The organism is Agrobacterium burrii, assembly GCF_017313405.1.
Lineage (GTDB): Bacteria > Pseudomonadota > Alphaproteobacteria > Rhizobiales > Rhizobiaceae > Agrobacterium > Agrobacterium burrii.
The window spans coordinates 90,619-114,359 of sequence record NZ_JAFLNA010000004.1 but is presented as its reverse complement, the minus strand read 5'-3'; the positions used below and the strand labels follow the sequence as shown (position 1 = coordinate 114,359).

Genomic DNA, 23,741 nt, shown 5'->3' with positions numbered 1-23,741 from the left:
AAATAGTCAGCGCCCGGAAAGTCGATCGTGACCTTCCGCAGTCCAGTCTCCTTGATTGATATTGACGGCTGGTTCCCCTGAAGAACGGCACCGCATACAGTGCTGTTCTTAAACTTCCTCAATGCGGATTAACTGTGGCACATCAAAAAAAACGACTTGAAAGCCCGGAAAACAAGGAACTATTTTCCAGAATTCGCGTTCAGGCGGCCGAAAATTTCGGCAGGCTGGTGATCAGCCGATGCAACGTGTCGATGGTGGAAAAATCCGCAATGCCATCCACAAGCGCCGGGCGAAAATGCCGCTGGAAGGCAGCCACGGCACCTTCGGTGTTTTCGCAATAAGAACCTGTTATTTCAACGCCATATCCATAAATGGACAGCATCGATTGCAACGCCTCGACGGGCTGACCATGATCGCCGCGCTGGAAAAAACGCCCGCCGCGGATCGGCGCAGGCTCCACCCAATGGCCAACGCCATGCTGCGACAGGATGTCCCACGGGAATTTCTCACCCGGATCGACCTTACGGATTGGCGCCACATCGGAATGCGCCAGCACCCGCTCAGGCGCGATATTCCAGCGCTGGCCGCAATCGCGACACAATTCGATGACGGCGTCGACCTGTTTTTTCGGGAATTCCGGCAAACCGCCGGGGTGGCCCTGATTGGCGATTTCGATGCCGATGGAGCGGGAATTAATGTCTTGATCCCCCGCCCAGGTGCTTTTGCCCGCATGCCAGGCGCGACGGGTTTCCGGCACCATCTGGATGACGCGGCCGTCCTCGAAGACGAAGTAGTGGCTGGAGACCTGGCTTTCGGGGTTGCGAAGCCACGACAGCGCGCCGTCCGCCGTCGTCATGCCGGTATAATGCAGGAGAATGATATCAGGGCCGACAACATCAAGTCTCGCGCCATGGTTAGGCGACGGCGCAACGGCTGCGCCCCCGAAATCCGGGATAAAATCCGGCAGACATTCATTCATGCGACGCGGCGTTCTTTCTCGATGGCCGCATAGGCGGCGTTGAGAGCCGCCATACGCTCATTGGCGGCAGCATGCAATTCCATCGGCACGCCCCGTGCAATGAGCTTGTCAGGATGGTGTTCGGCAACCAGCGAACGGTAACGCTTGCGAATATCCAGAAAATCGTCCGAGGGCGAAACCCCGAGCACGCGATAAGGATCGCGCCCGTCCATATGGACATGCCGCGCCATGATCGTTTCGAAGTGGTCTTCGGTGATATGGAAGATTTCCGCGATCCGGCCGAGGAAGGCCAGCTCCCGCTCGTGGATCAGCCCATCGGCCTTGGCGATATGGAACAGGCCGTCGATGACGCTTTCCAGCATCTCGCAATTGTCGTGGCCGGAACCGCAAAGACCGGCCAGCCGCTCGGCATAAGCCTCGTACCCGGCGACGTCCTGACGCGCGAGATTATAAAGACGTGCAACGTTTCGCGCTTCTTCTTCGGGAAAATCGAAGATCTGCCGGAAGGCGCGCACCTCGGCATCGTTGACGACGCCATCAGCCTTCGCCATCTTGGCGGAGAGTGCGATAATCGCTACGGAAAAGGAAACCTTGCGCCGCGTCTCCGGATCACCTTCGAACAGGGTACGGATGGCTTCAACCACGCGTCCAAGCGCACCACCTGCCGCGTCGCCGATTGCGCCGAGCAGCCGCTCCCACAGGGATGAAATTTGCAGACAGGCAAAATCGAACATCATGACGCCAAGCATGACGGGATATTGCCGTGAATGCAATATGTCCGGCAGTGCTGCGGCATTAACTTTTATTCATCTTTGCGACAGTTTTGCTTCAGGAACAAGAGCGGGGCAAACAGCATGACCGGGGTTTTCCACAGGCGCAACGAGTGGACACCGGCAGCTGGCAGCCTCGATGCGGATTGAAACGATTATATTCGGCCAGTTTCCTCAAGCCGCTGAAAACCCGCGAGAAATCGGCGTTTTTCTTGATAAATTCACTTTACACCTACACGCGGCTGTCGCATCCATTTGCCAGACATGTATTTGAGTATATGCAAAAAGGAGAGCCATGATGGCCAAACAGAAAGTCGCAATGCTGACCGCGGGTGGCCTTGCCCCCTGTCTCTCTTCGGCCGTTGGCGGCCTGATCGAGCGCTACAGCGACATTGCGCCTGAAATCGACATCGTGGCCTATCGCTCCGGTTATCAGGGCGTGCTTCTGGGCGATCGCATCGAGATCAACAAAGACATGCGCGAAAAGGCGCATCTGTTACATCGTTATGGCGGTTCGCCGATTGGCAACAGCCGCGTCAAGCTCACCAACGCCGCCGATTGCGCCAAGCGTGGGCTGGTCAAGGAGGGTGAAAACCCGTTGCGCGTCGCCGCAGAACGGCTGGCCGCTGACGGCATCACCATTCTCCACACCATCGGCGGCGACGATACCAATACCACGGCCGCCGACCTCGCCGCCTATCTCGGCGCCAATGGTTACGACCTCACCGTCGTCGGCCTGCCGAAGACGGTGGACAATGACGTGGTACCGATCAAGCAGTCTCTCGGCGCATGGACCGCCGCCGAAGTTGGTGCCGCCTTCTTCGACAATGTCAGCAACGAACAGAGCGCTGCGCCGAAGACCTTCGTGATCCATGAAGTCATGGGCCGCCATTGCGGCTGGCTGACAGCGGCAACCGCGCGCGCCTATATCCAGAAGACCAGCGGCAATGAATATGTCGAAGGCCTGATGATGAACACGCAGATGAAGAACATCGACGGCATCTACCTGCCGGAAATGGCCTTCGACATCGAGGCGGAAGCCGAGCGTCTGAAGGCGATCATGGACAAACACGGCTACGTCACGCTGTTTGTTTCCGAAGGTGCCGGCCTTGATTCGATCGTTGCCGAACGGGAATCGTCCGGCGAAGCCGTCAAGCGCGACGCCTTCGGCCATGTGAAGATCGACACCATCAATGTCGGTGGCTGGTTCCAGAAGCAATTTGCCGGCCTTATCGGCGCGGAACGCTCCATGGTACAGAAGTCAGGCTATTTCGCCCGCTCCGCCCCGGCAAATGGCGCCGATCTGCGCCTCATCCAGGGCATGGTCGATCTCGCCGTCGAAAGCGCGCTCAACAAGGTCTCCGGCGTCACCGGCCATGATGAAGATCAGAACGGCAAATTGCGGACGATCGAGTTTCCGCGTATCAAGGGCGGAAAGCATTTCGACCTTTCTGCAAAATGGTTTACCGAAGTGATGGAACACGTCGGTCAACCGTTCACAGCGGCCTAATTTTACGATAGGCTAATTAATGCGGTGACAGGGAGGGCAAGGAGGAAGAGAATGTCTGGACAGGCCTGGCTGATTTTTTGTGCAGCATGTGCCGTTGTGTTCGCACTTCCCTCTCCCCTTGTGTTCTCTGTCGCTTCCTATGCCGCCATCCGCGGCAAGAAGACCATCTTCGCCTCCGTCAGCGGCGGCGCGCTCGGCATCGTCACGGCCATGACGATTTCGGCCATTCCGGTGGCCGGTCTGGCTTATCTGCCGCAATCCTTTCTGGGTATAGTGCAATGGGCCGGCATCGGCTGGCTGATGCTGTTTCTGCTGTGGACATTTGCGACGCCCGCCGCCCAGGCGGCCAATGCCGACAACGACAATCTGCCAGGCAAATCATGGAGCGGCATTTTCCGTGATTGTTACGCCATTGCCGCGTTGCGTCCGCGCTACTTCACGTTCTTTCTGGCGCTGTTGCCGCAATTCATGTCCACCTCCGGCAACGCCGTGGAAACGCTGGCCATGGCGCAGGCCGCGATCCTGCTCGTGGCGCTCGCCGTTCTGACCGCACAGGCGCTGTTTGCCGGCGCCACACTGGCGCTGGTGCGCCGCATGTCCGGCGAGAAAAAAATCCGGCCGAAGTACCGCACCCACTTCATTTCCGGCCGCGCCGTCAGCGCCGGATACAGGCGCATCGCGGCCTGAAAAACCGGGACGCCACGTCCCGGCTTGCCGCTATCCTTACAATAGGGTAATGAAGGCTCGACGGGACACTGCCTGCTTCGCTTGACGCGGGGGTATCGAGAGACAGGCATAACGAAGGCGGCAACATGCGAAATTCGGGCAAATTCCGCGGAAGAAGTGCACTTCTTCTGTCTTCCACCGTGGGTCTGGCATTGGCATTGAGCGGCTGCACCAGCGTCGAATATACCGCGAAGGAAGGTCCGAACGGCCCGAAAATCGCGACAGTCAACCCCGCTACGGCACCCGCCCAGGCATCGACGCAGACGACAGCAGCCGAAACGGTACCCGGCGTAACACCCGCCGCACCGGCGACCCAGACCGCTGATGCGGCAACCGCTCCCCAGCCTGCAGCACTTCCCAACGCAGTCGCCGTCAAGGGCGGACGCGTGGCCCTGCCGCCGGCTTCTGAAATCGCCGCCGCCGCGGCAATCTCCGCGCAGATGCAACAGCCGGTCGAAGTGGCGCAGGCAGGTGTGACAACATCCGCGCCGACCGCGGCAGCAGCTCTCGCACCGACAAACGCCACTCCGGCTGCGGCCGCGATCGAAACCGCCAGTGCTGCGGCAAAACCGGCCGCTCACAACGCCGCCGCCGATCTGCCACAGGTCGTTGCCGTGAAGGGCAGTTTCCCGCCCGCACCGCCGCCGCCCGGCTCGCCTTCCATCGGCACGGAACTGACGGCCGAGCGGAAAGTCATCCCGCTGCCGAAGCCCGACAGCACGGTTCTCGCCTATGCTTCCGGCCCGACCAACGCCGCCCTTGCCGCCATCCGGCAGAACGAAGCGATGACGGTGCCGCTCAAAGCAGCGCCCGCAGGGCGCGAAAAGCTGAGCGGGCTGATTTCCAAATATGCCGTCATGTATAATGTGCCCGAAGATCTGGTTCACCGCGTTGTGCAGCGTGAGAGCATGTACAATCCCGGCGCCTATAACAGCGGCAATTTCGGCCTGATGCAGATCAGGCACGCCACGGCCCGCTCCATGGGCTTCGATGGCCCTGCTTCTGGCCTGTTCGATGCCGAAACCAACCTCAAATACGCCGTCAAATATCTGAGCGGCGCGTGGCTGGTGGCCGATAACAACCGCGACAACGCGGTCCGTCTTTATGCTCGCGGTTATTATTACGACGCCAAGCGCAAGGGCATGCTGCACGTTCTGCGGAAGTAATAGCTTTGACTATGGTGAAGAAGCCACGCAGCTTGCAGCTTCTCTGGTAAACATGCCAGGTACTTTGTTTCGTCATCCTTGGGCTTGTCCCAAGGATCTAAGCGCATCGAAAAAATCGATCCGTTACAGATCCTCGGGACAAGCCCCAGGATGACGTCTACGTGAGTGCGTGGCTCGCATTCCCATCTAGCGACGCGCTCTTCTTTGGTGTCCGGTTCAGGGCGGGCACGGGCTGGTTTCCGACCGTCTTTCTGATTCGTTGCTTTCACCCACAGCCCCTGTCATCAAACTGTAGCGTCACGGTTGTAGACGCCTCTCAATCGACTGAGAGGTGAACATATGACGAGTGCGGCACCCAAGACCGGCTTCAGCAAAAACACGAAACTGAAGTCCGCATTGCTCCAGCACAAGGCACTCTCCAAAAGCGGCCTGTCCGAACGGTTCTTCGGAGTTCTTTTCTCCGGTCTCGTTTATCCGCAAATCTGGGAAGACCCGGAAATCGACATGGAGGCGATGGAGCTGGGCGAAGGCCACCGCATCGTCACCATCGGTTCGGGCGGCTGCAACATGCTGGCCTATCTCTCCCGCAACCCGGCCAGCATCGATGTCGTGGATTTGAACCCGCATCACATCGCCCTCAACAAGCTGAAGCTCGCCGCCTTCCGCCACCTGCCCGCCCATCAGGACGTGGTGCGCCACTTCGGCCGCGCCAATACGCGCAGCAACAGCAACGGTTACGACCGTTTTATCGCCGATCACCTCGACGACACGACCAAGGCCTACTGGTCGAAGCGCACCCTGTCCGGTCGCCGCCGCATCTCTGTGTTTGACAGGAACATCTACCGTACCGGCCTGCTCGGCCGTTTCATCGGCGCCGGTCACCTCATGGCCCGCCTGCACGGCGTCAAGCTGACGGAAATGGCCAACAGCCGCACGATGGATGAACAGCGCCAGTTTTTCGACAGCAAGGTCGCGCCGCTGTTCGACAAGCCCGTGGTGCGCTGGCTGACGAAGCGCAAAAGCTCGCTTTTCGGCCTCGGCATTCCGCCCCGCCAATATGACGAGCTGGCCAGCCTTTCCGACGACGGCACGGTTGCCTCCGTGCTTAGGGAGCGGCTGGAAAAGCTCGCCTGCAATTTCCCGCTCAGCGACAATTATTTCGCCTGGCAGGCCTTTGCACGCCGTTATCCCGAGCCGCATGAAGGCGCCCTGCCCGCCTATCTGAAGCCGGAATATTACGAGACGATCCGCAACAATACCGCCCGCGTCGCAGTGCACCACGCCACCTATACCGAGCTTCTTTCCAAAAAGCCGGCAAGCGGTGTTGATCGCTACATTCTCCTCGACGCGCAGGACTGGATGACGGACGGGCAGCTCAACGAATTGTGGTCGCAGATCAGTCGCACCGCCGCAGCAGGCGCGCGCGTCATCTTCCGCACCGCCGCCGAAAAAAGCGTTATCGAAGGTCGGCTCTCCACCGCCATCCGCAACCAGTGGGTCTATCTCGAGGAGCGTTCGCAAGAGCTGAACGCCATGGATCGATCAGCCATTTACGGCGGCTTCCATATCTATCAGAGGGCTATGGCATGAAAACCATCGGCGAGAATGTGGGCCTTGCAGACAGCGCGCATGCGGGCATGATGGACCGCATGTATCGCCACCAGCGGCATATCTACGATATTACCCGCAAATATTATCTTCTCGGCCGCGACCGGACCATTTCCGGCCTCGACGTACCGAATGGCGGCACGCTGCTGGAAGTTGGCTGTGGCACCGGCCGCAACCTGCTTTTGGCCAGCCGCAAGTTTCCGCAGGCAAAACTGTTCGGCCTCGATATTTCTTCCGAAATGCTGCTGACCGCATCGGAAAATTTTGCCGGCAAGGCGGAGCGCCCCATCCTGCGCGTGGCCGATGCCACTGCCTTCCGCGCCGCTGAATTCGGCCAGCCTGACGGTTTCGACCGCGTCATGATCCCCTATGCGCTATCGATGATACCCGATTGGGAAAAGGCGATCGAGCAGGCGCTCACGGCGCTGAAACCCGGCGGCTCGCTGCATATCGTCGATTTCGGCCAGCAGGAACAATTGCCGAAGTGGTTCCGCACCCTTCTGCAGGCGTGGCTCACCCGTTTCCACGTCACGCCGCGCGCCAATCTTCGTTATGTTCTGGCCAATATGGCTGGCCGCTTTGACGGTAATCTTGAATTCGAAGAGATTGCCCGCGGTTACGCCTGGCGGGCCATCATCACGCTTCCGGTCGCCGAAGTGCAGCCGAAAATCAGCCGGATGTTGGCGGACGCCTGATTTTCGACGGATTGCGCCTTGTCGATTCGGATGCAGGCGCGGCACCGCCCGATACTATTCCAACCGCTGCGCACCAGAGAGAACTCCGGCGTTTTCTTGCGGACCGGATGACAAATCGCTTCATATTCAGTGCCTTGCAAGGCCGAAAAAGGCCGTTGCCCCTTGCCATATCAGTTTGTTTACCATGTTATGGCTAAATTGGGAGATGCGCCGCGCCATGTTGCGGCTGCGGGATGGGCAACAACACTTTCATCAGGGTTCAAATGCGGCTGCGTTTATCGGCACTATTGTCGGCTTTGCTATTGATCGGCGGCTGCACCTCCACGAGTTACGACCTGCTTGAAACCGCATCCGTTTCCAAGCCGAAATTCGCCGATACCGATCCGCAGGATTTCGGCATGAACAATCCGCATCGCCATGAGGTGCACGGCATCGACGTGTCCAAATGGAACGGCGACGTCGACTGGCAAACCGTGCGCAAATCCGGCGTCTCCTTCGTCTTCATCAAAGCGACCGAAGGATCAGACCGCATCGATCCGAAATTCGGCGACCATTGGCGCAGTGCGGCAGCGGCAGACATTCTGCACGCGCCCTACCATTTCTACTATTTCTGCTCGACAGCCGATGCTCAGGCCGACTGGTTCATTCGCAACGTGCCGAAGGAAGCCGTCACCCTGCCCCCGGTTCTCGATGTGGAGTGGAACCCCTCCTCGCCCACCTGCAAGACAAGGCCCGCGCCGGGCATCGTTCGCGCCGAAATGCAGCGTTTCATGGATCGCCTTGAAGCCCATTACGGCAAGCGACCGATCATCTACACCTCGGTTGATTTCCACCGCGACAATCTCGTCGGCCAGTTCAAAAACTACCATTTCTGGGTGCGCTCCGTCGCCGCCCATCCGGCCAAGATTTACGAAGAACGGCAATGGGCCTTCTGGCAATATACGGCAACCGGGGTTGTGCCCGGCGTCAACGGCCCGACCGACATCAATGTTTTTGCCGGCAGCGAGAAAAACTGGCGTAAATGGGTCGCTTCCGCCAAATAAACACGGCCAAGAAGCAACACATTCGAAAAAACCGCGTTCTCACCTGTCGTCTGGCTGCGAGACCCGTTTTTTTGTCGCAAACATATGGGTAAAGCGGGCCTACAACCCATTGAGGAAATTCCCATGTCTACCTTCCGGTCGCGCAGCATCGTTTTTGCCGCCGCTTTGTCGCTTCTTTCCACTGGCTCCGCCTTTGCCACGCCGCCCGTCGCCTCGCCTGACGATCCCAAGCAGGTCGCCTGCGGCGGTGATCTCGGCGCATTTCTCGAAGGCGTGAAGGCCGATGCGCTGGCCAAGGGCATTCCGGCCGACGCGATCCAGAAGGCGCTTGCCGGCGCGCAGATCGACCCGAAAGTGCTGTCGCGTGACCGTGCACAGGGCGTCTTCCGCCAGACCTTCCTCGAATTCTCCCAGCGCACCGTCAGCCAGGCCCGTCTTGATATCGGCCGCAGGAAGCTGCAGGAGCTCTCCTCCACCTTCGGCCGCGCCGAAAGTGAATATGGCGTACCGGCCGGCGTCATCGCCGCCTTCTGGGCCATGGAAACCGATTTCGGCGCCGTTCAGGGTGATTTCAACACCCGCAACGCGCTGGTGACCCTCTCGCATGATTGCCGCCGCCCGGAACTCTTCCGTCCACAGCTGCTGGCATTGATCGAAATGGTCCAGCATGGCGATCTCGACCCCGCCGCCAACACCGGCGCATGGGCCGGTGAAATCGGCCAGGTGCAGATGCTGCCCAAGGACATCATCGCTTTCGGCGTTGATGGTGACGGCAATGGCCACATCAACGTCAAGGACAGCGCTCCGGATGCCATCCTGACGGCTGCAAAATTCATTCAGCATCTCGGCTTCAAGAAGGGCGAGCCGTGGATTCAGGAAGTCTCCCTGCCGGAAAACCTGCCATGGGAAAAATCCGGCCTCGGCGGTCCGCTCACCGCCGGCGAATGGTTCGCGCTGGGCGTGACCCCGCGTGACGGCAACAAAAACTTCGCTTCCCTGCCCGCAGCCCTCATCATGCCGCAGGGCCGCAAGGGACCGACCTTCATCACCTATCCGAATTTCAACATCTATCTGGAATGGAACCAGTCTTTCATCTACACGACTTCGGCCGCCTATTTCGCCAACCGCCTGATGGGCGCCCCCGTCTACACCAAGGGCAACCCCGAGCCGGGCTTCGATGACGCGACGATGAAGGAACTTCAGACCAAGCTTGAAGCGCGCGGACACAATGTCGGCAAGGTCGATGGCATCCTCGGTTCCGGCACCCGCGTCGCCATTCAGAAGGAACAGCAGCGCCTCGGCATTCCCGCGGATGGCTGGCCCTCGGCGGCTCTTCTGCAGGCGCTTTAAGCAATCTTAACGACGCTGGCGGGCCTTTAATCTGTCCGCCGGAATCAAGGCGAAATCGTTAATCTCGACTGGATGACTGGGGATAACACCCCGGTCATTTACTTTTTTTAAATAAATGAAGCAGTGCGTGATGAGAAAATAATCCTTTATTTTCAATATATTACAGAAAACGCTTTTTTATGCGGCTGCCAAACGTGCTGCACTGCATCACAGAAACCGCTTTTCAACTGCCACAAAACGGTCATATTATCGAACCTGTCAACAACAGGAGGCACCCATGGGACTTACAAAATCTCTCAATGCCTTGGCAGTCGGTTTGGCGTTTTTGTTCGTAGCGATGATGCTGTTCATCTAACGAGACGTGAAGACCAAACGCAGATAAGAACCGTAGATGACACGAATTTAAAAAGCGCAGGCCCCGAGGGACCTGCGCTTTTTTCATGTCGGTATTTCACTATCAGAAATCAGGCGGCGCTGCGGCGCAGACGCTCCAGCCCGAGATTTTCTAGCACGGCATCCACCAGCGGCGCGCGGTTCATTGTATAGAGATGGAATTCGGTCACGCCGCGCCGCTGCAGATCGGCGATCTGCTCGGCGGCAACCTCGGCAGCGACGCGGGCGCGCCCTTCGAGATCGTCGTCATAACCTTCGAAACGCTCATCCAGAAAACCGGGAACGCTGGTGCCGCAACGGCCGGCGAAACGCTTGAGCTGATGAAGGTTCTGGATCGGCATGATGCCCGGCACCACCGGAATGGTAATGCCCGCCGCCGTCACCCGCTCCATGTAACGCTCGAACACGTCATTGTCGAAGAAGAACTGCGTCAGCGCACGCGTCGCACCATTATCCGCCTTGCGCTTCAGCATGTCGATATCAACAGCCTCGCTGGCGCTTTCGGGATGTTTTTCCGGATAGGCCGACACGGAAATCTCGAAGTCACCGATCTCGCGCAGGCCCTTCACCAGAGCGGCGGCGTTCTCGTAACCTTCCGGGTGTGGCTTGTAGTCCGTGCCGATGCCCGTGGAGGGATCGCCGCGCAGCGCCACGAAATGGCGAACGCCGGCATTGCGAAATTCTTCGACAACCTGATGCACATCGTCACGGCTGGCATCCACACAGGTCAGATGCGCGGCAGTCGGCAGATGGCTGTCACCGATCATCCGGCGCACGGCATCCAGCGTCGGCGCCTTGGTGGACCCACCAGCGCCATAGGTGACCGACACGAAATCCGGGTTCCATTTTTTCAGCTCGGCAACCGTTTCCCAGAGATGGGTTTCCATCTCGGCATTCTTGGGCGGGAAAAACTCGAAAGATAACCGGATATCGCCCCGGATATCGCTATTGTGGCGCATGGTTTCCGACCTCAACATATCATGCCCTCCGGGAGCCAAGTAAAACCGCCTCTTGCACCACATCGTCTGCCATCAGCAGCCGTTGGTCGCGGGCAACCCATATCGTCACGTCCAAAGCTTCGTCGGACGCTTTTTCAGAATGAAGGTCAACGGCGCGGTCGGGCGCGAGCCCGGCCTTTTTCAGCCATTCTTCCATCAGCGGATGCGAAAAGCCGAGCCGGATATGGGCATGGTCATCGCGCAGATATTCGAAGGAATGCGGCGCAAGATCGATGACGATCAGCCGCCCGCCGGGACGCAGCATACGTGCGGCTTCGGAAAGCGCGATTTCCGGCTGGTCGAGAAAATGCAGCACCTGATGGATGACGATCAGATCAAAATCCTGGCCTTCCAGCGGCAGGTTGAGAATATCGCCGTGGCGAACGGATGCATTGATCACGCCCGCCTTGTCGAGATTGGCGCGCGCCACCGACAGCATGTCGCGGCTGGCATCGACACCGATCGCCCGGCGATAGATGCCGCTCAGAAGCTGGAGAATGCGGCCGGTGCCGGTGCCGAGATCAAGCAGCGAATCGACCGGCGTGGTGCCCACCAGCTTCAACAGCGCGCCTTCAACGGCCTCGTCGCTCACATGCAGACGGCGCAGCTCATCCCAGGCGGACGCATTGCGGCTGAAATAATCCTGCGCCCGCTCCGCTCTGACCCGCTTGACGGTTGTAAGGCGTTCGCTATCACGCTGCAGAACGGCGTCAGCGGGCGATGCTGCGCCAAGCAGCTGCCGGACGACAACGGCGGGCTCACCATCCTGCCGAAGGCGGAAATAGGCCCAGGCGCCTTCCTGATAACGCTCGATCAGCCCCTCTTCCGTCAGAAGCTTGAGGTGACGGGAAATACGCGGCTGCGACTGGCCGAGAATTTCGGTTAGATCGGTGACGGTCAGATCGCCAGCCCCAAGAAGCGCCAGCAATCGGAAGCGCGTCGGTTCACCCGCCGCCTTCAGGAGATCCACCAATTTGTCTAAACCGAACGCCACTCTGTCGCGCCTCGCAAGCTAATCAACATATAAAGATATCTTTATGTCGATGTGGCGCGGGATGCAAGCACAAACTGTCTTACGCCTTGATCAAGTCCACTTATACACGCGAAAAGGCCCGCTTTACGGCGGGCCTTTTGCAGAGAGCGGAAAAGGATCAGCGCGTCAGGCGCTTGTAGCTCACACGGCCGGGCTTGATGCTTTCCGGACCGAGGCGGCGGACCTTGTCCTTTTCATAGTCTTCGAAGTTGCCTTCGAACCATTCCACATGGCTGTCACCCTCAAACGCGAGGATGTGGGTGGCCAGACGGTCGAGGAACATGCGATCGTGGCTGATGATAACGGCGCAGCCGGCGAAGGCTTCCAGCGCTTCTTCAAGTGCCGCCAGCGTTTCGGTGTCAAGGTCGTTGGTCGGTTCGTCGAGCAGCAGCACGTTGCCGCCGGCCTTCAGCATCTTGGCAAGGTGCACGCGGTTACGCTGACCACCCGAGAGATTGCCAACCTTCTGCTGCTGGTCGCCACCCTTGAAGTTGAAGGCGCCGCAATAGGCGCGCGAGTTCACTTCGAACTTGCCGAGCTTGATGATGTCGTTGCCGCCGGAGATTTCCTCCCACACGGTCTTGTCACCCGCCAGCGTATCGCGGCTCTGGTCGACATAACCGAGCTGCACCGTTTCACCCACAGTCACGGAACCGCTATCGGGCTGCTCCTGACCGGTGATCATCCGGAACAGGGTAGTCTTACCCGCACCGTTCGGACCGATGACGCCGACAATGCCGCCCGGAGGCAGCTTGAAGGTGAGGTTTTCGATCAGCACCCGGTCGCCATAGGACTTGGTGAGGTTTTCCGCCTCGATAACGACGCGTCCCAGACGTTCGGCGACCGGAATGACGATCTGCGCGTCGCCGGGACGGCGGTTCTCAGCGGCTTCCACCAGCTCGTCATAAGCACGGATACGCGCCTTGGACTTCGTCTGGCGTGCCTTGGGGCTGGAAGCGATCCACTCCTGTTCGCGGCTGATGGCCTTCTGGCGCGAGGCGTCTTCGCGGGACTCCTGCTGCATACGCTTGGCTTTCGCCTGCAAATAAGCGGAATAGTTGCCTTCGTAGGGAATGCCGCGGCCACGGTCGAGTTCGAGAATCCAGCCGGTGACGTTGTCCAGGAAGTAGCGATCGTGGGTGATCATCATCACGGCACCGGGATAGTCGCGCAGGTGTTTTTCGAGCCAGGCGATGGTTTCGGCGTCCAGATGGTTGGTCGGTTCGTCGAGCAACAGCAGGTCGGGCTGCGACAGCAGCAGCTTGCAAAGCGCCACGCGGCGGCGCTCACCACCCGAAAGGCCGGTGACGGCAGAATCGCCGGGCGGGCAACGCAGAGCGTCCATGGCCATTTCGACCTGGTTTTCCAGATCCCACAGGTTCTGGCTATCGATCATGTCCTGGAGCTTTGCGCCCTCATCCGCCGTTTCGTCGGAATAGTTCATCATCAATTCGTTGTAGCGGTCAACGATCGCCGTCTTGCTCGCCACGCCTTCCATGACGTTTTCCATCACGGTCTTGTTTTCGTCGAGCTTCGGCTCCTGCTCGAGATAACCGAGCGTCGCACCTTCGGCGAGCCACGCTTCACCGGTATATTCCTTGTCGAGGCCGGCCATGATTTTCAAAACGGTCGACTTACCGGCGCCGTTCGGGCCGAGGATACCGATCTTGGCATCGGGGTAGAAGGAGAGATGGACGTTCTCCAGAACCTTCTTCGCGCCATAGGACTTGTTCAGCCCAGCCATGTGATAGATGAATTGACGTGCCATTGTAGCGAATGCTCCACATCGGATTTTTAAGAGTACGTATCGGGAAATTTGCCGCTATGTAGGGTAAATAGGACCTTGGGGCAACCTCTGGCACGATTATGACCCCATGATTATGACAAGCTGCGTGATGACACGATGGGTGAGATGATGAATGAGACGATGGATAACTTCGCCTTCAGCCGGATAGAGAGGCTGGACGCCCCCTCCGGCGCATCCATCGCCTTCCGCCACCAGCCTTCCACCCTCGTCCCGGCCTGCGGCGTGCTGATGATCTGCCATGGCCTCGTGGAGCATGCCGGCCGTTACCGCCGTTTTGCCGACGTCATGTCGCAGCAGGGTTTCGAGGTCTATGCCCATGACCATCGTGGCCACGGTCGCACAAAAGCGACGGATTCGCCGATCGGCCGCTTCGCCTGGAAAGATGGTGCGGAGAAGGTCGTCGCCGACGTCATGGCGATGCGGGTCATGGTCGGTGAAAGACATCCCGGCCTGCCGGTCATCCTGTTCGGCCATTCCATGGGCGGCCTCGTGGCGCTCAACACCGCCGTTAGTCATCCGGATGCCTTCGATGGCCTGTCGATATGGAATTCCAATCTCAATCCCGGCGTGATGGGTCGTCTTGCACAGGTGGTGCTGCGGCTTGAAAAAATGCTGAAAGGCTCCGATGTGCCGAGCGCCATCCTGCCGAAAGCCACCTTCCGCGCCTGGAATGCAAAAATGCCGGAAAGGCGTACCCATGCCGACTGGCTGAGCCATGACAGGTTGGCAGTGGACGCCTATGTGGAAGACCCGCTCTGCCAGTTCGAGGCCAGCGTTTCCCTCTGGCAGGACGTCTTCGAACTCTCCTATCGCGCCCCGAAACTCATCGAACGCCTGCCGAAGACATTGCCGCTTTTGCTGGTCAGCGGCGACCAGGACGCCGCTACCAATGATGGCAGGGAGATCGTTTGGCTCGCAGAGCGGTTTCGGCAAGCCGGCTTCAGCCATGTCGAACACACCATCTACAAGGGCATGCGGCACGAAACGCTGAACGAGATCGGCTGGCAGGCGGTAGCGGCGGATTTCGCCGCCTGGTGCGGCCGCGTCGTTAACGGCTGAGGATGTCTTTGCCGAAACGGAATAAGTCCATGAGATAAAATCACATGCGGCGGGGCAAGGCGCGGTCTATAACCGGCAGGCACAAAATACCGGGGGACAGATGACCGACATGCCGAACAGGAAACCGCCGCTATCAGGCATTCGCGTCATCGAGCTGGCGCGTGTTCTGGCCGGACCCTGGGCGGGGCAGATGCTGGCCGATATGGGCGCTGATGTCATCAAGGTGGAAAACCCCGAAGGCGGCGACGACACCCGCACATGGGGACCGCCCTTCGTTGAAGACGCGGAAGGCGAAAACCTTTCCGCCGCCTATTACCACGCCACCAATCGCGGCAAACGCTCCATCGTCGCCGATCTGAAGACGCCTGAGGGCTGCGAGCTGGTGCGCCGGCTGGTGCGCACCGCCGATGTCGTCATCGAAAACTTCAAGCGCGGCGGGCTTGCCAAATACGGCCTCGATTACGAGAGCCTGAGAGTGCTCAATCCAAAGCTGATCTACTGCTCCATCACCGGTTTCGGCCAGACCGGGCCTTATGCCGATTTTGCCGGATACGACTATATCGTACAGGGCATGTCGGGCTTCATGTCGATCACTGGCGAACCGGACGGCCAGCCGATGAAAGCGGGCGTGGCGGTTGCCGATATCTTCACCGGGATCTATTCCGTGACAGCCATTCAGGCCGCGCTGATCCACGCCATACGGTCAGGCGAAGGCCAGTATATCGACATGGCGCTTCTCGATGTGCAGTCGGCCGTGCTCGCCAACCAGAACATGAACTACCTGATTTCCGGCAAGCCGCCCGTCCGGCTCGGCAATGCCCATCCGAATATTTCCCCCTATGAGGTGGTGCCGACGGCCGATGGTTTCCTGATCCTCGCGGTCGGCAATGACGGCCAGTTCCGCCGCCTCTGCAATATCCTCGGCATAGGTTTGATCGCCGATGACGAGCGTTACGCAACGAACAAGACCCGCGTGGCGCATAAGGTTGAAGTCCGGCAGATCATTTCCACGGAAACACTGAAATGGCAGAAGCGTGATCTTCTGACCGCCTGCGAGCAGAATGCCGTGCCAGCCGGACCGATCAATTCCATCGAAGACATGTTCGCCGATCCGCAGATCAAGGCGCGGGGCCTGCGCGTCGATCTCGAAGCGGAAGACGGCACCGTCATTCCCGGCGTGCGCACCCCCATCGTGCTCTCGCAAACCCCCTTGCGCTATGAACGCCCCAGCCCGAAGCTCGGAGAGCATCAGGCACAGGTACTGGCCGAACTGGAAAACATCGAAAGGACCACCACGCCATGAAAAGAACGGGCGGAGAACTGATTGTCGAAGCGCTGAAGGCCAATGGCGTCTCCCGCGTTTCCTGCGTTCCGGGCGAAAGCTATCTGGCGGTTTTGGATGCGCTCTATGAAAGCGGCATTGAAACCGTGGTCTGCCGCCAGGAAGGCGGCGCCGCCATGATGGCCGATACCTGGGGCCGTCTGACCGGCGAACCTGGCATCTGCATGGTGACCCGTGGTCCGGGCGCAACTAACGCTTCCGCCGGTCTGCATATTGCAAGGCAGGATTCCATTCCTATGATCCTGTTCATCGGTCAGGTACAACGCGAAGCGCGTGAGCGCGAGGCGTTTCAGGAAGTGGAATATCGCCGCGCCTTCACCGAATTCGCCAAATGGGTTGGCGAGATCGACGACGCCCGCCGCATCCCCGAATTCGTCACCCGCGCCTTCACTGTTGCCACTTCCGGCCGCCCCGGCCCGGTGGTTCTGACGCTGCCCGAAGATATGCTGGTGGAAGAGGTCGAAGCGCCGGAAGCAAAACCCTATACGCCCGTCGAAGCGCATCCCGGCCCGTCGCAGATCGCCGCCTTCTCAAAAATGCTGGGCGAGGCAAAACGCCCGTTCTTCATCATCGGCGGCACACGCTGGTCGGAAGAGAGTGTCGCGACTTTCGGGGCTTTCGCCGAAAAACACAAACTGCCCGTCGGCTGCTCCTTCCGCCGCCAGATGCTGTTCGACCACTTGAGCCCTTCCTATGCTGGCGATGTCGGCATCGGCATCAACCCGGCGCTGGCGAAGGAGATCAAGGAATCGGACCTCGTGGTGCTGCTCGGTGGCCGCCTCTCGGAAATGCCCTCCTCCGGCTATACGCTGCTCGACATTCCCTACCCGTCGCAGAAACTTGTTCATATCTATCCGGAAGCCGAAGAGCTTGGCCGCGTCTATCGCCCCGATCTCGCCATCTGCGCCGCACCGGATGACTTCGTCGCCGCCCTTGCCTCCGTCTCGCTTCCGGCAAACGCCGCATGGGCCGAGCGCACCGCCGCCATGCACGCGGCTTACCTCACCTGGTCCACCCCGCCACAGACCGGCCCCGGCCCGGTGCAGATGGGTCCGATCATGGACTGGATCGAGGCCAATGTGCCTGACGATGCCATCTTCACCAATGGCGCGGGCAACTATGCCACCTGGGTGCACCGCTTCCACCGCTTCCGCCGCTTCAACACCCAATCGGCGCCGACTTCAGGCTCGATGGGTTACGGCCTGCCGGCAGCCGTCGCCGCCAAGCACCTGTTCCCGGAGCGTGAGGTGATCTGCTTTGCCGGCGACGGCTGCTTCATGATGCACGGTCAGGAATTCATCACTGCCGTGCGTTATGGCCTGCCGATCATCACCGTGCTGGTCAATAACGGCACCTATGGCACCATCCGCATGCATCAGGAACGCGAATATCCCGGCCGCGTCAGCGGCACCGATCTCGTCAATCCGGATTTCGAAGCCTTTGCGAAAGCCTATGGCGGCCATGGCGAAACGGTCGAAAAAACCGAAGACTTCGCCGCCGCCTTCAAGCGGGCGCGTGCAAGCGGCAAGCCGGCGATCATCGAGGTGAAGCTGGACCCGGAAGCAATCACGCCCACCCGGACATTGACACAGATCAGGACAAAAAGCTGACATAACGCATGGACATGCCTCCGGCATGGTGTAAATCCTGACGCTCGCTTGACGTCATCCTCGGGCTTGTCCCGAGAATCCAACCACGTTGCGCTAAATCGATCGGTTGCAGATGCTCGGGACAGGCCCGAGCATGACGGGGAGACGTTTTACGCTTCTTTCAGCATCCACTAACTCAGGATACGACATGCCGGACGTTGCTCCTCCCGTCATCACCCCACGCGGCGCGAAGATCGAGCCCTCGGCCGGTGCGCCTTTCGAGGCCGTGCGCGTGGCCCGTGATGTCCTGCACACATCCCGCACGGCGGCACTTGCCACGCTCGATCCGGTCAGCAGCTATCCCTATACGACTGCCACCAATATCGGCATTGAGCCTGACGGCACCCCGTTCTTCTTCGCGGCCGGCCTGACGCTGCACGCCCGCAACATGGAGGCAGACCCGCGCATCTCGCTGACGCTTGCGCCATTCGGCAAGGGCGACGCGCTGACGCTGCCGCGGCTGACACTGGTGGGCAAGGTGGAAGTGATGGACGCCGATGACGTGCCGCTCGCCAGACAGCGCTACATCGCCCGTTATCCCAAAGCGAAACTCTATCTCTCTCTTCCTGACACACGGTTTTACCGGCTGCGGACGCAAGGCGTGCAGATCAATGGCGGCCCGGCTCGCAACGCCAGCAACATCACCCCGGCCGACCTGCGCACCGATCTGTCAGGCGCGGAGGAGCTGATGGCTGCGACGGAAAGCGAAGCGGCCCGCCTCAACGCTATCAAGGGCGAAGCAGCACGGCTTGCCGTTCTGGCTGGCGCAAAGACCGGCCGCTGGACAATCACCTCAATCGACCCGGATGGCATCGACCTCGCCTCGGCCAACGATCTGGCACGGCTGTGGTTTGCGGCGCGGGTGGAGACGGTTAAGCAGTTTGAGAAGGCGCTTGCTTTGCTTCTGAAATGAAGGGCGCAAACGATTCACAAACCTGGGACAATCGCCTCTCCTCCGTCATGCTCGGGGTCCTCGGACAAGCCCGAGGATGACGAAACGAGTGTTTCGAATTTCCCATAAAAAAAGGCCGGGTCGCATTCCGCGACCCGGCCTTTTTTGGAAAATCAGACTGATGCTCAGAGAGCAGCGGTCACGATGAATTCAACCTTGTAGTCCGGCGTTGCCAGCGCTGCTTCGCTGGTGGCGCGGGCCGGTGGGTTTGCCGGGTCGATCCAGCCTTCCCAGACGGCGTTCATTTCGCCGAAGGTGGACATGTCGGAGAGGTAGATGATGGTCTGCAGGACCTTCGACTTGTCGGAACCGGCGGCGGCCAGCAGGCGGTCGACTTCAGCCAGCGCCGACTTGCTCTGTTCCGTTACGCTGGTGCCTTCGCCAACTTGGCCGGCCAGATAAACGGTGTTGCCGTGAACGACGGCGCCGCTCATGCGCTTGCCTGGCTCGATACGCTTGATGGTCATGGAAAACTCCTGTTGATTGGCATTTAAAAATAGAATGATGCGCGAAAAATCAGCCGCGCAGGTGATGGGTCTTTTCGTAGATCGCCGTGGAGCGCGCGCCGGAACGGCAATAGCCGAGCATCGGGCGCTGCAATTCGTCGAGCGCATCCACCATGCCGGCAACGGCATCGGCATCGACGCCATAACGGCCGACCGGCACGTGCATGATGGTGAGGCCAAGCTGCTCGGCACGCTCGGCAATATCGGCAAAAAGCGGCTGACCATCTTCTTCGCCATCAGGGCGGTGGCAAACGATCGACTTGAAGCCGAGCGTCTTGACCTCATCCAGATCGGCGACGCTGATCTGTCCCGTGACCGAATAGTCGTCGTCTATACGCCTGATATCCATGTTTGCCTCCGCTGAAACCGACGTCCGCGCCGCTGGCACGCTCTCGCCATCCTTAGAAATCCGCATCCGATGTAAGGGCTGAAAACCCATGCGTCAATGATGCGCCGTGTTCATTCGGTACGGCGATCAAAGGATGTAAAAGCGCAGGCCGAAGGAGCGGCTTTCACCCGGCTGGAGAATATTGAACTCGCCGGCAGCCTCAAGCTCCCCGCGCCCCACCCAGCGATGCGAAACCGGCTCGATGCCGAGCACATTGGCCGGGTCCTGCTGGTTACGCCACATCTGCAGATAGGGCAGCGTCTCCGAGCGAAAGCGCACGGTCAGCGTCCTGCCGCCGATGGCCGCAATCGGACCAAGCTGCAATTCCGCCCATTCATCATTGCCGGCGGGAACGCAGAAGACGGTGCCCGGCTCATCCCCGAAACGCCAGCCATGGCCGCCTCCTTCCAGCATCGCGCCTTCCAGCCGCACGGCATCGTCAAACAGACGTGCACCGACATTCATATGATACATGAGAAAGACCGGAATCGGCCGCTCTGAAGTGTTGACGATCCGGTCATCGAGGCTGACTTCGCCGCTTTCGCCATCGATGCGCCATGTCCGCTCCAGCAGCGCAGTCCCGCCATCGGCAAGCTTCACGGGAACCTCGACGCGAGCCAATGCATTGGTCTCATGAACGTCAAAGGCAATGATCGTCGCGGGATGGGAGGAAAAGGACCCATGCAACGGATAGCGACGCCCCTCCCCGTCACCCGCGATTGGTTCGGGATGGCGGATATGGTCGGGACCACAGGTGAAAAGGAAGCCTTCCAATGAGTGGTCGATACGCGCATCGCCATCATCGGGAATGGCACGGCCGGGCGCGATGTCGATGCCATCGACAATACACGAACCAATATCGAAAACAGAGGTTTCATCGAGGAAAATATGGGGCGATCTGCCGGCCTGAAACGAACGCAAGACAACCTCTCCTGTGGCAGTAAAAACGCATGAATCACGGAAACGCTACTAGTCGTGACGGAAATTAAGATTGCATTAACCGCGAATTCACCTTTTTCACAATAGGGTCAAGATTGCGGTGTGTTTATGGGCGAACGAAGCAAGGATAGCAGAATCGTGAAACAGTTTCTTAACGCAGCTCTGGGTCTGACAGTCACGGTAGTGGCGGCTTTCGCCCCGCTACAGGCTGGCGCGCAGCAGCGTTATGGCGACCAGCAGACGATGCTGGTGACACCGGATGGCCGTGTGCTCGACTTCATGCCCGAGCGCGGCGATATCGTCATCAGCCGCGACGGGATGGGTCGCACGGTGTTTTACGACCAGTACGGCAATCTGCTCGCCACCGAAATGCCCTCCGGCTATCAGCAGCAGCGGCAGCAGGCGCGCCAGCAGCGCGACACAACCTATTATCCGCCCGCCCCCGGCGGCCAGTATCGTGAGCCGCAACGCGACTACGGTTATCAGGACAATGGCAGCGTGCGTGACTATCGCGAATATCGCGGCGACGGTTCCGGCGACAATGTCTATACCGGTTCCGTTCCCGGCCCCGGTGCGGTGGAAAGCGGGCCGCTCGGCCAGCCCATGCCCGGCGAAAGCACCACGGCCGCCGTTCCGCAGCCGGATCACCTGATCGAACGCCACACGCCGGTGACGACACCGGTCAATCGCTCCCGTCAGGAAATCGTCGCACTTCAGACTTTCCTCGACCGTGAAGGCATCTCCCCCGGCGTAATCGACGGCAAGATGGGTGACAACGTCAACAAGGCGATTGCCGCCTGGCAGGACATGACCGGCGAAAAGCTGGACCCGAACAATTCCGACGACATTCTGGAACGTCTGCGCTCCTCAGGCGGCATGCCGATCGTCGACTACACCATCAGCGCTGCCGATGCCGCCGGCCCCTATGTCGCCTCCATTCCGGACGACTATGCCGAGAAATCGCAGCTGCCCGCCTTGTCCTTCACCAAGACCTCGGAGGCGCTGGCCGAGCGTTTCCATATGGATGAGAATTACCTGAAGGAACTGAACCCCGGCATCGATTTCACGGTCCCCGGCACCATCATCAAGGTGGTCAATCCGGGCGAGACGAAAAAGGGACAGGTGGCCCGCATCGTCGCGCATAAGGGCATCAAGCAGGTCTTCGCTTATGGTCAGGACGGCAATCTGATCGCCGCTTATCCCGCCACCATCGGTTCCACGGATACGCCTTCGCCGAGCGGCACGCACACGGTGGAGCGTATCGCGCTCAATCCCGGCTACACCTATAATCCGAAGATCAACTTCAAGCAGGGCCAGAACGACAAGATCCTGCAGATCCCGCCGGGTCCGAACGGCCCGGTCGGCACGGTCTGGATTGCCCTGTCGAAGCCGACATACGGCATTCACGGCACCCCGGAACCATCGAAGATCGGCAAAACCAACAGCCATGGCTGTATTCGCCTCACCAACTGGGATGCGACCGAACTGGCCAAAATGGTCCGCCCCGGCGTTGTGGTCGAATTCGCGGAATAGAGCTGACGGTGAAAAACAATAGAAAAGCCCGGCGGATTGTGGTCCGCCGGGCTTTTTTTTCGTTGAGAAAGTTTTATCCGCGCTTTTCCGTCACGAAGTAAAGCAAAGCCGCCACCGGCAACGCAAAGCCGATCCACGAGGCTGCACCCCATTCACCCACAGCATAGGCCCAGCCGCCGACCGCAGAGCCGATCGCTCCACCCATAAAAAACGTCGCCATATAGATGCCATTGAGACGGCTGCGGAATTCCGCACCGAGCGTGAAGATTGCCCGCTGGCCGAGCACCAGATTGGTGGTAACACCGAAATCGAGAACGATGGCGGCAACGACCAGAATGGCGAGTGCCAGATGCGAGCCTTCGGGCGCAAGATGCGTGACGGCGAAGGAGAGCGCCACCGCCACCAGTGCGAGGAATGTGGCCGCATAGGTCCAGCCCCGGTCGGCCATGCGCCCGGCAATCGGCGCGGCAACGGTGCCCGCCGCTCCAGCGAGCGCAAACAGCGCGATCTCGCCCTGGCTGAGATTGAAATCCGGCCCGCTCAGATAAAGCGGCGTCGTGGTCCAGAACAGGCTGAACGCGGCAAACAGGAAGGCGTGATAGATTGCCCGCCGCCGCAGGAGCGGCGTATGCATGGCCAGTCTGCCCATCGAGGCCATCAACGCGCCATAACCCAGTCTTGCCTCAGGCATACGAGCAGGCAAAAGCCGGAAGAGCACGACAGCGAGGATCGCCATAACGCCCGCCGAGGTCAGGAAGACACCACGCCACGACACCACTTCCGACAACAGGCCGGAGACCGGCCGCGCCAGCATGATGCCGGCCATAAGACCACTCATGACGTTACCGACCACCCGTCCGCGAATGGCGTGCGGCGCCATATGCGCGGCATAGGGAACGATGACCTGCACCGCCACGGAACTGACGCCAACCAGAAAGGCCGCGATCAGAAACGGGGCCGCATGTGGCGCGAATGCCGCCGCCACCAGCGACAGTACCGCCATGGAAACGGCACTGACGACCAGCTTGCGATTTTCGATGAGATCACCGAGCGGTACGACGAACAGCAGGCCGACGCCATAACCGATCTGCGTCAGGGTCACGATCAGCCCGGTCGCGCCGGCGGAAAGACCAAGTTCCGCCCCGATGATGCCGGCAAGCGGCTGGGCATAATAAAGATTGGCGGCAATCAGCCCACAGGCTGTCGCCAGCAGAAAAGTCAAAGCCGGAGAAAGGGATGTTGCATCAACATCCTCCCCTTCAATTACACGCGTCGTCATCATGTTCTCCAATATG

The 23,741-nt window shown here is 59.7% G+C and carries 21 protein-coding genes; 12 read left to right on the top strand and 9 right to left on the bottom strand.

Annotated features, from left to right (window positions below):
• Positions 1-199: 199 nt before the first annotated feature.
• Complete coding sequence (locus tag JZX89_RS09415; protein WP_207133915.1) at positions 200-979, bottom strand: N-acetylmuramoyl-L-alanine amidase; 780 nt, start codon at positions 977-979, stop codon at positions 200-202.
• Positions 976-1,716 (bottom strand): J domain-containing protein, encoded by a 741-nt coding sequence (locus tag JZX89_RS09410; RefSeq protein WP_035220735.1) that lies wholly within the window; start codon positions 1,714-1,716, stop codon positions 976-978. The genes JZX89_RS09415 and JZX89_RS09410 overlap by 4 nt, the downstream gene beginning before the upstream one ends.
• A 331-nt stretch (positions 1,717-2,047) precedes the next feature.
• On the opposite strand from JZX89_RS09410, the gene JZX89_RS09405 reads away from it, so the two are divergent.
• From JZX89_RS09405 to JZX89_RS09375, 7 genes are all read left to right on the top strand, one after another.
• On the top strand, positions 2,048-3,259 hold the full coding sequence (locus JZX89_RS09405) for a pyrophosphate--fructose-6-phosphate 1-phosphotransferase (RefSeq protein ID WP_149900164.1): 1,212 nt from the start codon (positions 2,048-2,050) through the stop codon (positions 3,257-3,259).
• 51 nt (positions 3,260-3,310) lie between these two features.
• Entirely contained in the window at positions 3,311-3,946 is a 636-nt protein-coding gene (locus JZX89_RS09400) for a LysE family translocator (protein ID WP_207133914.1), read from the top strand.
• A gap of 125 nt (positions 3,947-4,071) precedes the next feature.
• Positions 4,072-5,151: a lytic transglycosylase domain-containing protein gene (locus JZX89_RS09395; RefSeq protein WP_207133913.1), complete on the top strand. Its 1,080-nt coding sequence runs from the start codon at positions 4,072-4,074 to the stop codon at positions 5,149-5,151.
• Positions 5,152-5,490: 339 nt separating this feature from the next.
• Positions 5,491-6,741, top strand: a complete 1,251-nt coding sequence (locus JZX89_RS09390) for a BtaA family protein (RefSeq protein WP_207133912.1) — start codon at positions 5,491-5,493, stop codon at positions 6,739-6,741.
• On the top strand, positions 6,738-7,454 hold the full coding sequence (locus JZX89_RS09385; RefSeq protein ID WP_174373454.1) for a class I SAM-dependent methyltransferase: 717 nt from the start codon (positions 6,738-6,740) through the stop codon (positions 7,452-7,454). Before JZX89_RS09390 ends, JZX89_RS09385 begins: the two co-directional genes overlap by 4 nt.
• Before the next feature lie 263 nt (positions 7,455-7,717).
• A complete protein-coding gene (locus tag JZX89_RS09380) occupies positions 7,718-8,497 on the top strand; it encodes a glycoside hydrolase family 25 protein (protein WP_149900160.1) in 780 nt (259 codons plus the stop codon).
• A gap of 123 nt (positions 8,498-8,620) precedes the next feature.
• On the top strand, positions 8,621-9,847 hold the full coding sequence (locus JZX89_RS09375; RefSeq protein WP_207133911.1) for a lytic murein transglycosylase: 1,227 nt from the start codon (positions 8,621-8,623) through the stop codon (positions 9,845-9,847).
• Positions 9,848-10,311: 464 nt separating this feature from the next.
• Here JZX89_RS09375 and metF read toward each other — a convergent pair whose 3' ends face one another.
• The 3 genes from metF to ettA all read right to left on the bottom strand — a co-directional run bounded on the left by metF (position 10,312) and on the right by ettA (position 14,039).
• The gene (gene metF, locus JZX89_RS09370; protein ID WP_369809541.1) at positions 10,312-11,217 is read right to left on the bottom strand and encodes a methylenetetrahydrofolate reductase [NAD(P)H]; all 906 of its coding nucleotides are present in this window, start codon (positions 11,215-11,217) and stop codon (positions 10,312-10,314) included.
• A gap of 1 nt (position 11,218) precedes the next feature.
• Entirely contained in the window at positions 11,219-12,232 is a 1,014-nt protein-coding gene (locus JZX89_RS09365) for a metalloregulator ArsR/SmtB family transcription factor (protein WP_207133910.1), read from the bottom strand.
• Positions 12,233-12,389: 157 nt separating this feature from the next.
• Positions 12,390-14,039 carry an energy-dependent translational throttle protein EttA gene (gene ettA, locus JZX89_RS09360; RefSeq protein ID WP_149900157.1) on the bottom strand — a complete coding sequence of 550 codons (1,650 nt, stop codon included), beginning with the start codon at positions 14,037-14,039 and terminating at the stop codon, positions 12,390-12,392.
• A gap of 147 nt (positions 14,040-14,186) precedes the next feature.
• On the opposite strand from ettA, the gene JZX89_RS09355 reads away from it, so the two are divergent.
• The 4 genes from JZX89_RS09355 to JZX89_RS09340 all read left to right on the top strand — a co-directional run bounded on the left by JZX89_RS09355 (position 14,187) and on the right by JZX89_RS09340 (position 19,041).
• A complete protein-coding gene (locus JZX89_RS09355) occupies positions 14,187-15,137 on the top strand; it encodes an alpha/beta fold hydrolase (RefSeq protein ID WP_207134041.1) in 951 nt (316 codons plus the stop codon).
• 100 nt (positions 15,138-15,237) lie between these two features.
• Positions 15,238-16,440: a succinate--glutarate CoA-transferase gene (gene caiB, locus JZX89_RS09350; protein WP_207133909.1), complete on the top strand. Its 1,203-nt coding sequence runs from the start codon at positions 15,238-15,240 to the stop codon at positions 16,438-16,440.
• A complete protein-coding gene (locus tag JZX89_RS09345; RefSeq protein ID WP_207133908.1) occupies positions 16,437-18,089 on the top strand; it encodes a thiamine pyrophosphate-binding protein in 1,653 nt (550 codons plus the stop codon). Before caiB ends, JZX89_RS09345 begins: the two co-directional genes overlap by 4 nt.
• A gap of 187 nt (positions 18,090-18,276) precedes the next feature.
• A complete protein-coding gene (locus JZX89_RS09340; protein WP_207133907.1) occupies positions 18,277-19,041 on the top strand; it encodes a HugZ family pyridoxamine 5'-phosphate oxidase in 765 nt (254 codons plus the stop codon).
• A 164-nt stretch (positions 19,042-19,205) separates the two neighbouring features.
• Here the strand turns inward: JZX89_RS09340 and JZX89_RS09335 are convergent, their stop codons facing one another.
• From JZX89_RS09335 to JZX89_RS09325, 3 genes are all read right to left on the bottom strand, one after another.
• Positions 19,206-19,547 (bottom strand): RidA family protein, encoded by a 342-nt coding sequence (locus tag JZX89_RS09335; RefSeq protein ID WP_052818029.1) that lies wholly within the window; start codon positions 19,545-19,547, stop codon positions 19,206-19,208.
• Between the two features lie 49 nt (positions 19,548-19,596).
• Complete coding sequence (locus tag JZX89_RS09330; protein ID WP_149900153.1) at positions 19,597-19,935, bottom strand: protein tyrosine phosphatase family protein; 339 nt, start codon at positions 19,933-19,935, stop codon at positions 19,597-19,599.
• A 126-nt stretch (positions 19,936-20,061) separates the two neighbouring features.
• Positions 20,062-20,895 (bottom strand): aldose 1-epimerase family protein, encoded by an 834-nt coding sequence (locus JZX89_RS09325; RefSeq protein WP_207133906.1) that lies wholly within the window; start codon positions 20,893-20,895, stop codon positions 20,062-20,064.
• A 156-nt stretch (positions 20,896-21,051) separates the two neighbouring features.
• Here JZX89_RS09325 and JZX89_RS09320 point away from each other — a divergent pair, with 156 nt between their 5' ends.
• The gene (locus JZX89_RS09320) at positions 21,052-22,446 is read left to right on the top strand and encodes a L,D-transpeptidase family protein (protein WP_149900151.1); all 1,395 of its coding nucleotides are present in this window, start codon (positions 21,052-21,054) and stop codon (positions 22,444-22,446) included.
• 73 nt (positions 22,447-22,519) lie between these two features.
• On the opposite strand, the gene JZX89_RS09315 is transcribed toward JZX89_RS09320, so the two are convergent.
• A complete protein-coding gene (locus JZX89_RS09315) occupies positions 22,520-23,725 on the bottom strand; it encodes an MFS transporter (RefSeq protein WP_207133905.1) in 1,206 nt (401 codons plus the stop codon).
• Positions 23,726-23,741: the final 16 nt, after the last annotated feature.

What these genes read in the sequence shown, in the direction of transcription:
- JZX89_RS09415 (WP_207133915.1), bottom strand. Translation starts at nt 979, where the DNA reads ATGAATGAATGTCTGCCGGATTTTATCCCGGATTTCGGGGGCGCAGCC.
- JZX89_RS09410 (WP_035220735.1), bottom strand. Translation starts at nt 1,716, where the DNA reads ATGATGTTCGATTTTGCCTGTCTGCAAATTTCATCCCTGTGGGAGCGG.
- JZX89_RS09405 (WP_149900164.1), top strand. Translation starts at nt 2,048, where the DNA reads ATGGCCAAACAGAAAGTCGCAATGCTGACCGCGGGTGGCCTTGCCCCC.
- JZX89_RS09400 (WP_207133914.1), top strand. Translation starts at nt 3,311, where the DNA reads ATGTCTGGACAGGCCTGGCTGATTTTTTGTGCAGCATGTGCCGTTGTG.
- JZX89_RS09395 (WP_207133913.1), top strand. Translation starts at nt 4,072, where the DNA reads ATGCGAAATTCGGGCAAATTCCGCGGAAGAAGTGCACTTCTTCTGTCT.
- JZX89_RS09390 (WP_207133912.1), top strand. Translation starts at nt 5,491, where the DNA reads ATGACGAGTGCGGCACCCAAGACCGGCTTCAGCAAAAACACGAAACTG.
- JZX89_RS09385 (WP_174373454.1), top strand. Translation starts at nt 6,738, where the DNA reads ATGAAAACCATCGGCGAGAATGTGGGCCTTGCAGACAGCGCGCATGCG.
- JZX89_RS09380 (WP_149900160.1), top strand. Translation starts at nt 7,718, where the DNA reads ATGCGGCTGCGTTTATCGGCACTATTGTCGGCTTTGCTATTGATCGGC.
- JZX89_RS09375 (WP_207133911.1), top strand. Translation starts at nt 8,621, where the DNA reads ATGTCTACCTTCCGGTCGCGCAGCATCGTTTTTGCCGCCGCTTTGTCG.
- metF (WP_369809541.1), bottom strand. Translation starts at nt 11,217, where the DNA reads ATGTTGAGGTCGGAAACCATGCGCCACAATAGCGATATCCGGGGCGAT.
- ettA (WP_149900157.1), bottom strand. Translation starts at nt 14,039, where the DNA reads ATGGCACGTCAATTCATCTATCACATGGCTGGGCTGAACAAGTCCTAT.
- JZX89_RS09355 (WP_207134041.1), top strand. Translation starts at nt 14,187, where the DNA reads ATGAATGAGACGATGGATAACTTCGCCTTCAGCCGGATAGAGAGGCTG.
- caiB (WP_207133909.1), top strand. Translation starts at nt 15,238, where the DNA reads ATGACCGACATGCCGAACAGGAAACCGCCGCTATCAGGCATTCGCGTC.
- JZX89_RS09345 (WP_207133908.1), top strand. Translation starts at nt 16,437, where the DNA reads ATGAAAAGAACGGGCGGAGAACTGATTGTCGAAGCGCTGAAGGCCAAT.
- JZX89_RS09340 (WP_207133907.1), top strand. Translation starts at nt 18,277, where the DNA reads ATGCCGGACGTTGCTCCTCCCGTCATCACCCCACGCGGCGCGAAGATC.
- JZX89_RS09335 (WP_052818029.1), bottom strand. Translation starts at nt 19,547, where the DNA reads ATGACCATCAAGCGTATCGAGCCAGGCAAGCGCATGAGCGGCGCCGTC.
- JZX89_RS09330 (WP_149900153.1), bottom strand. Translation starts at nt 19,935, where the DNA reads ATGGATATCAGGCGTATAGACGACGACTATTCGGTCACGGGACAGATC.
- JZX89_RS09315 (WP_207133905.1), bottom strand. Translation starts at nt 23,725, where the DNA reads ATGACGACGCGTGTAATTGAAGGGGAGGATGTTGATGCAACATCCCTT.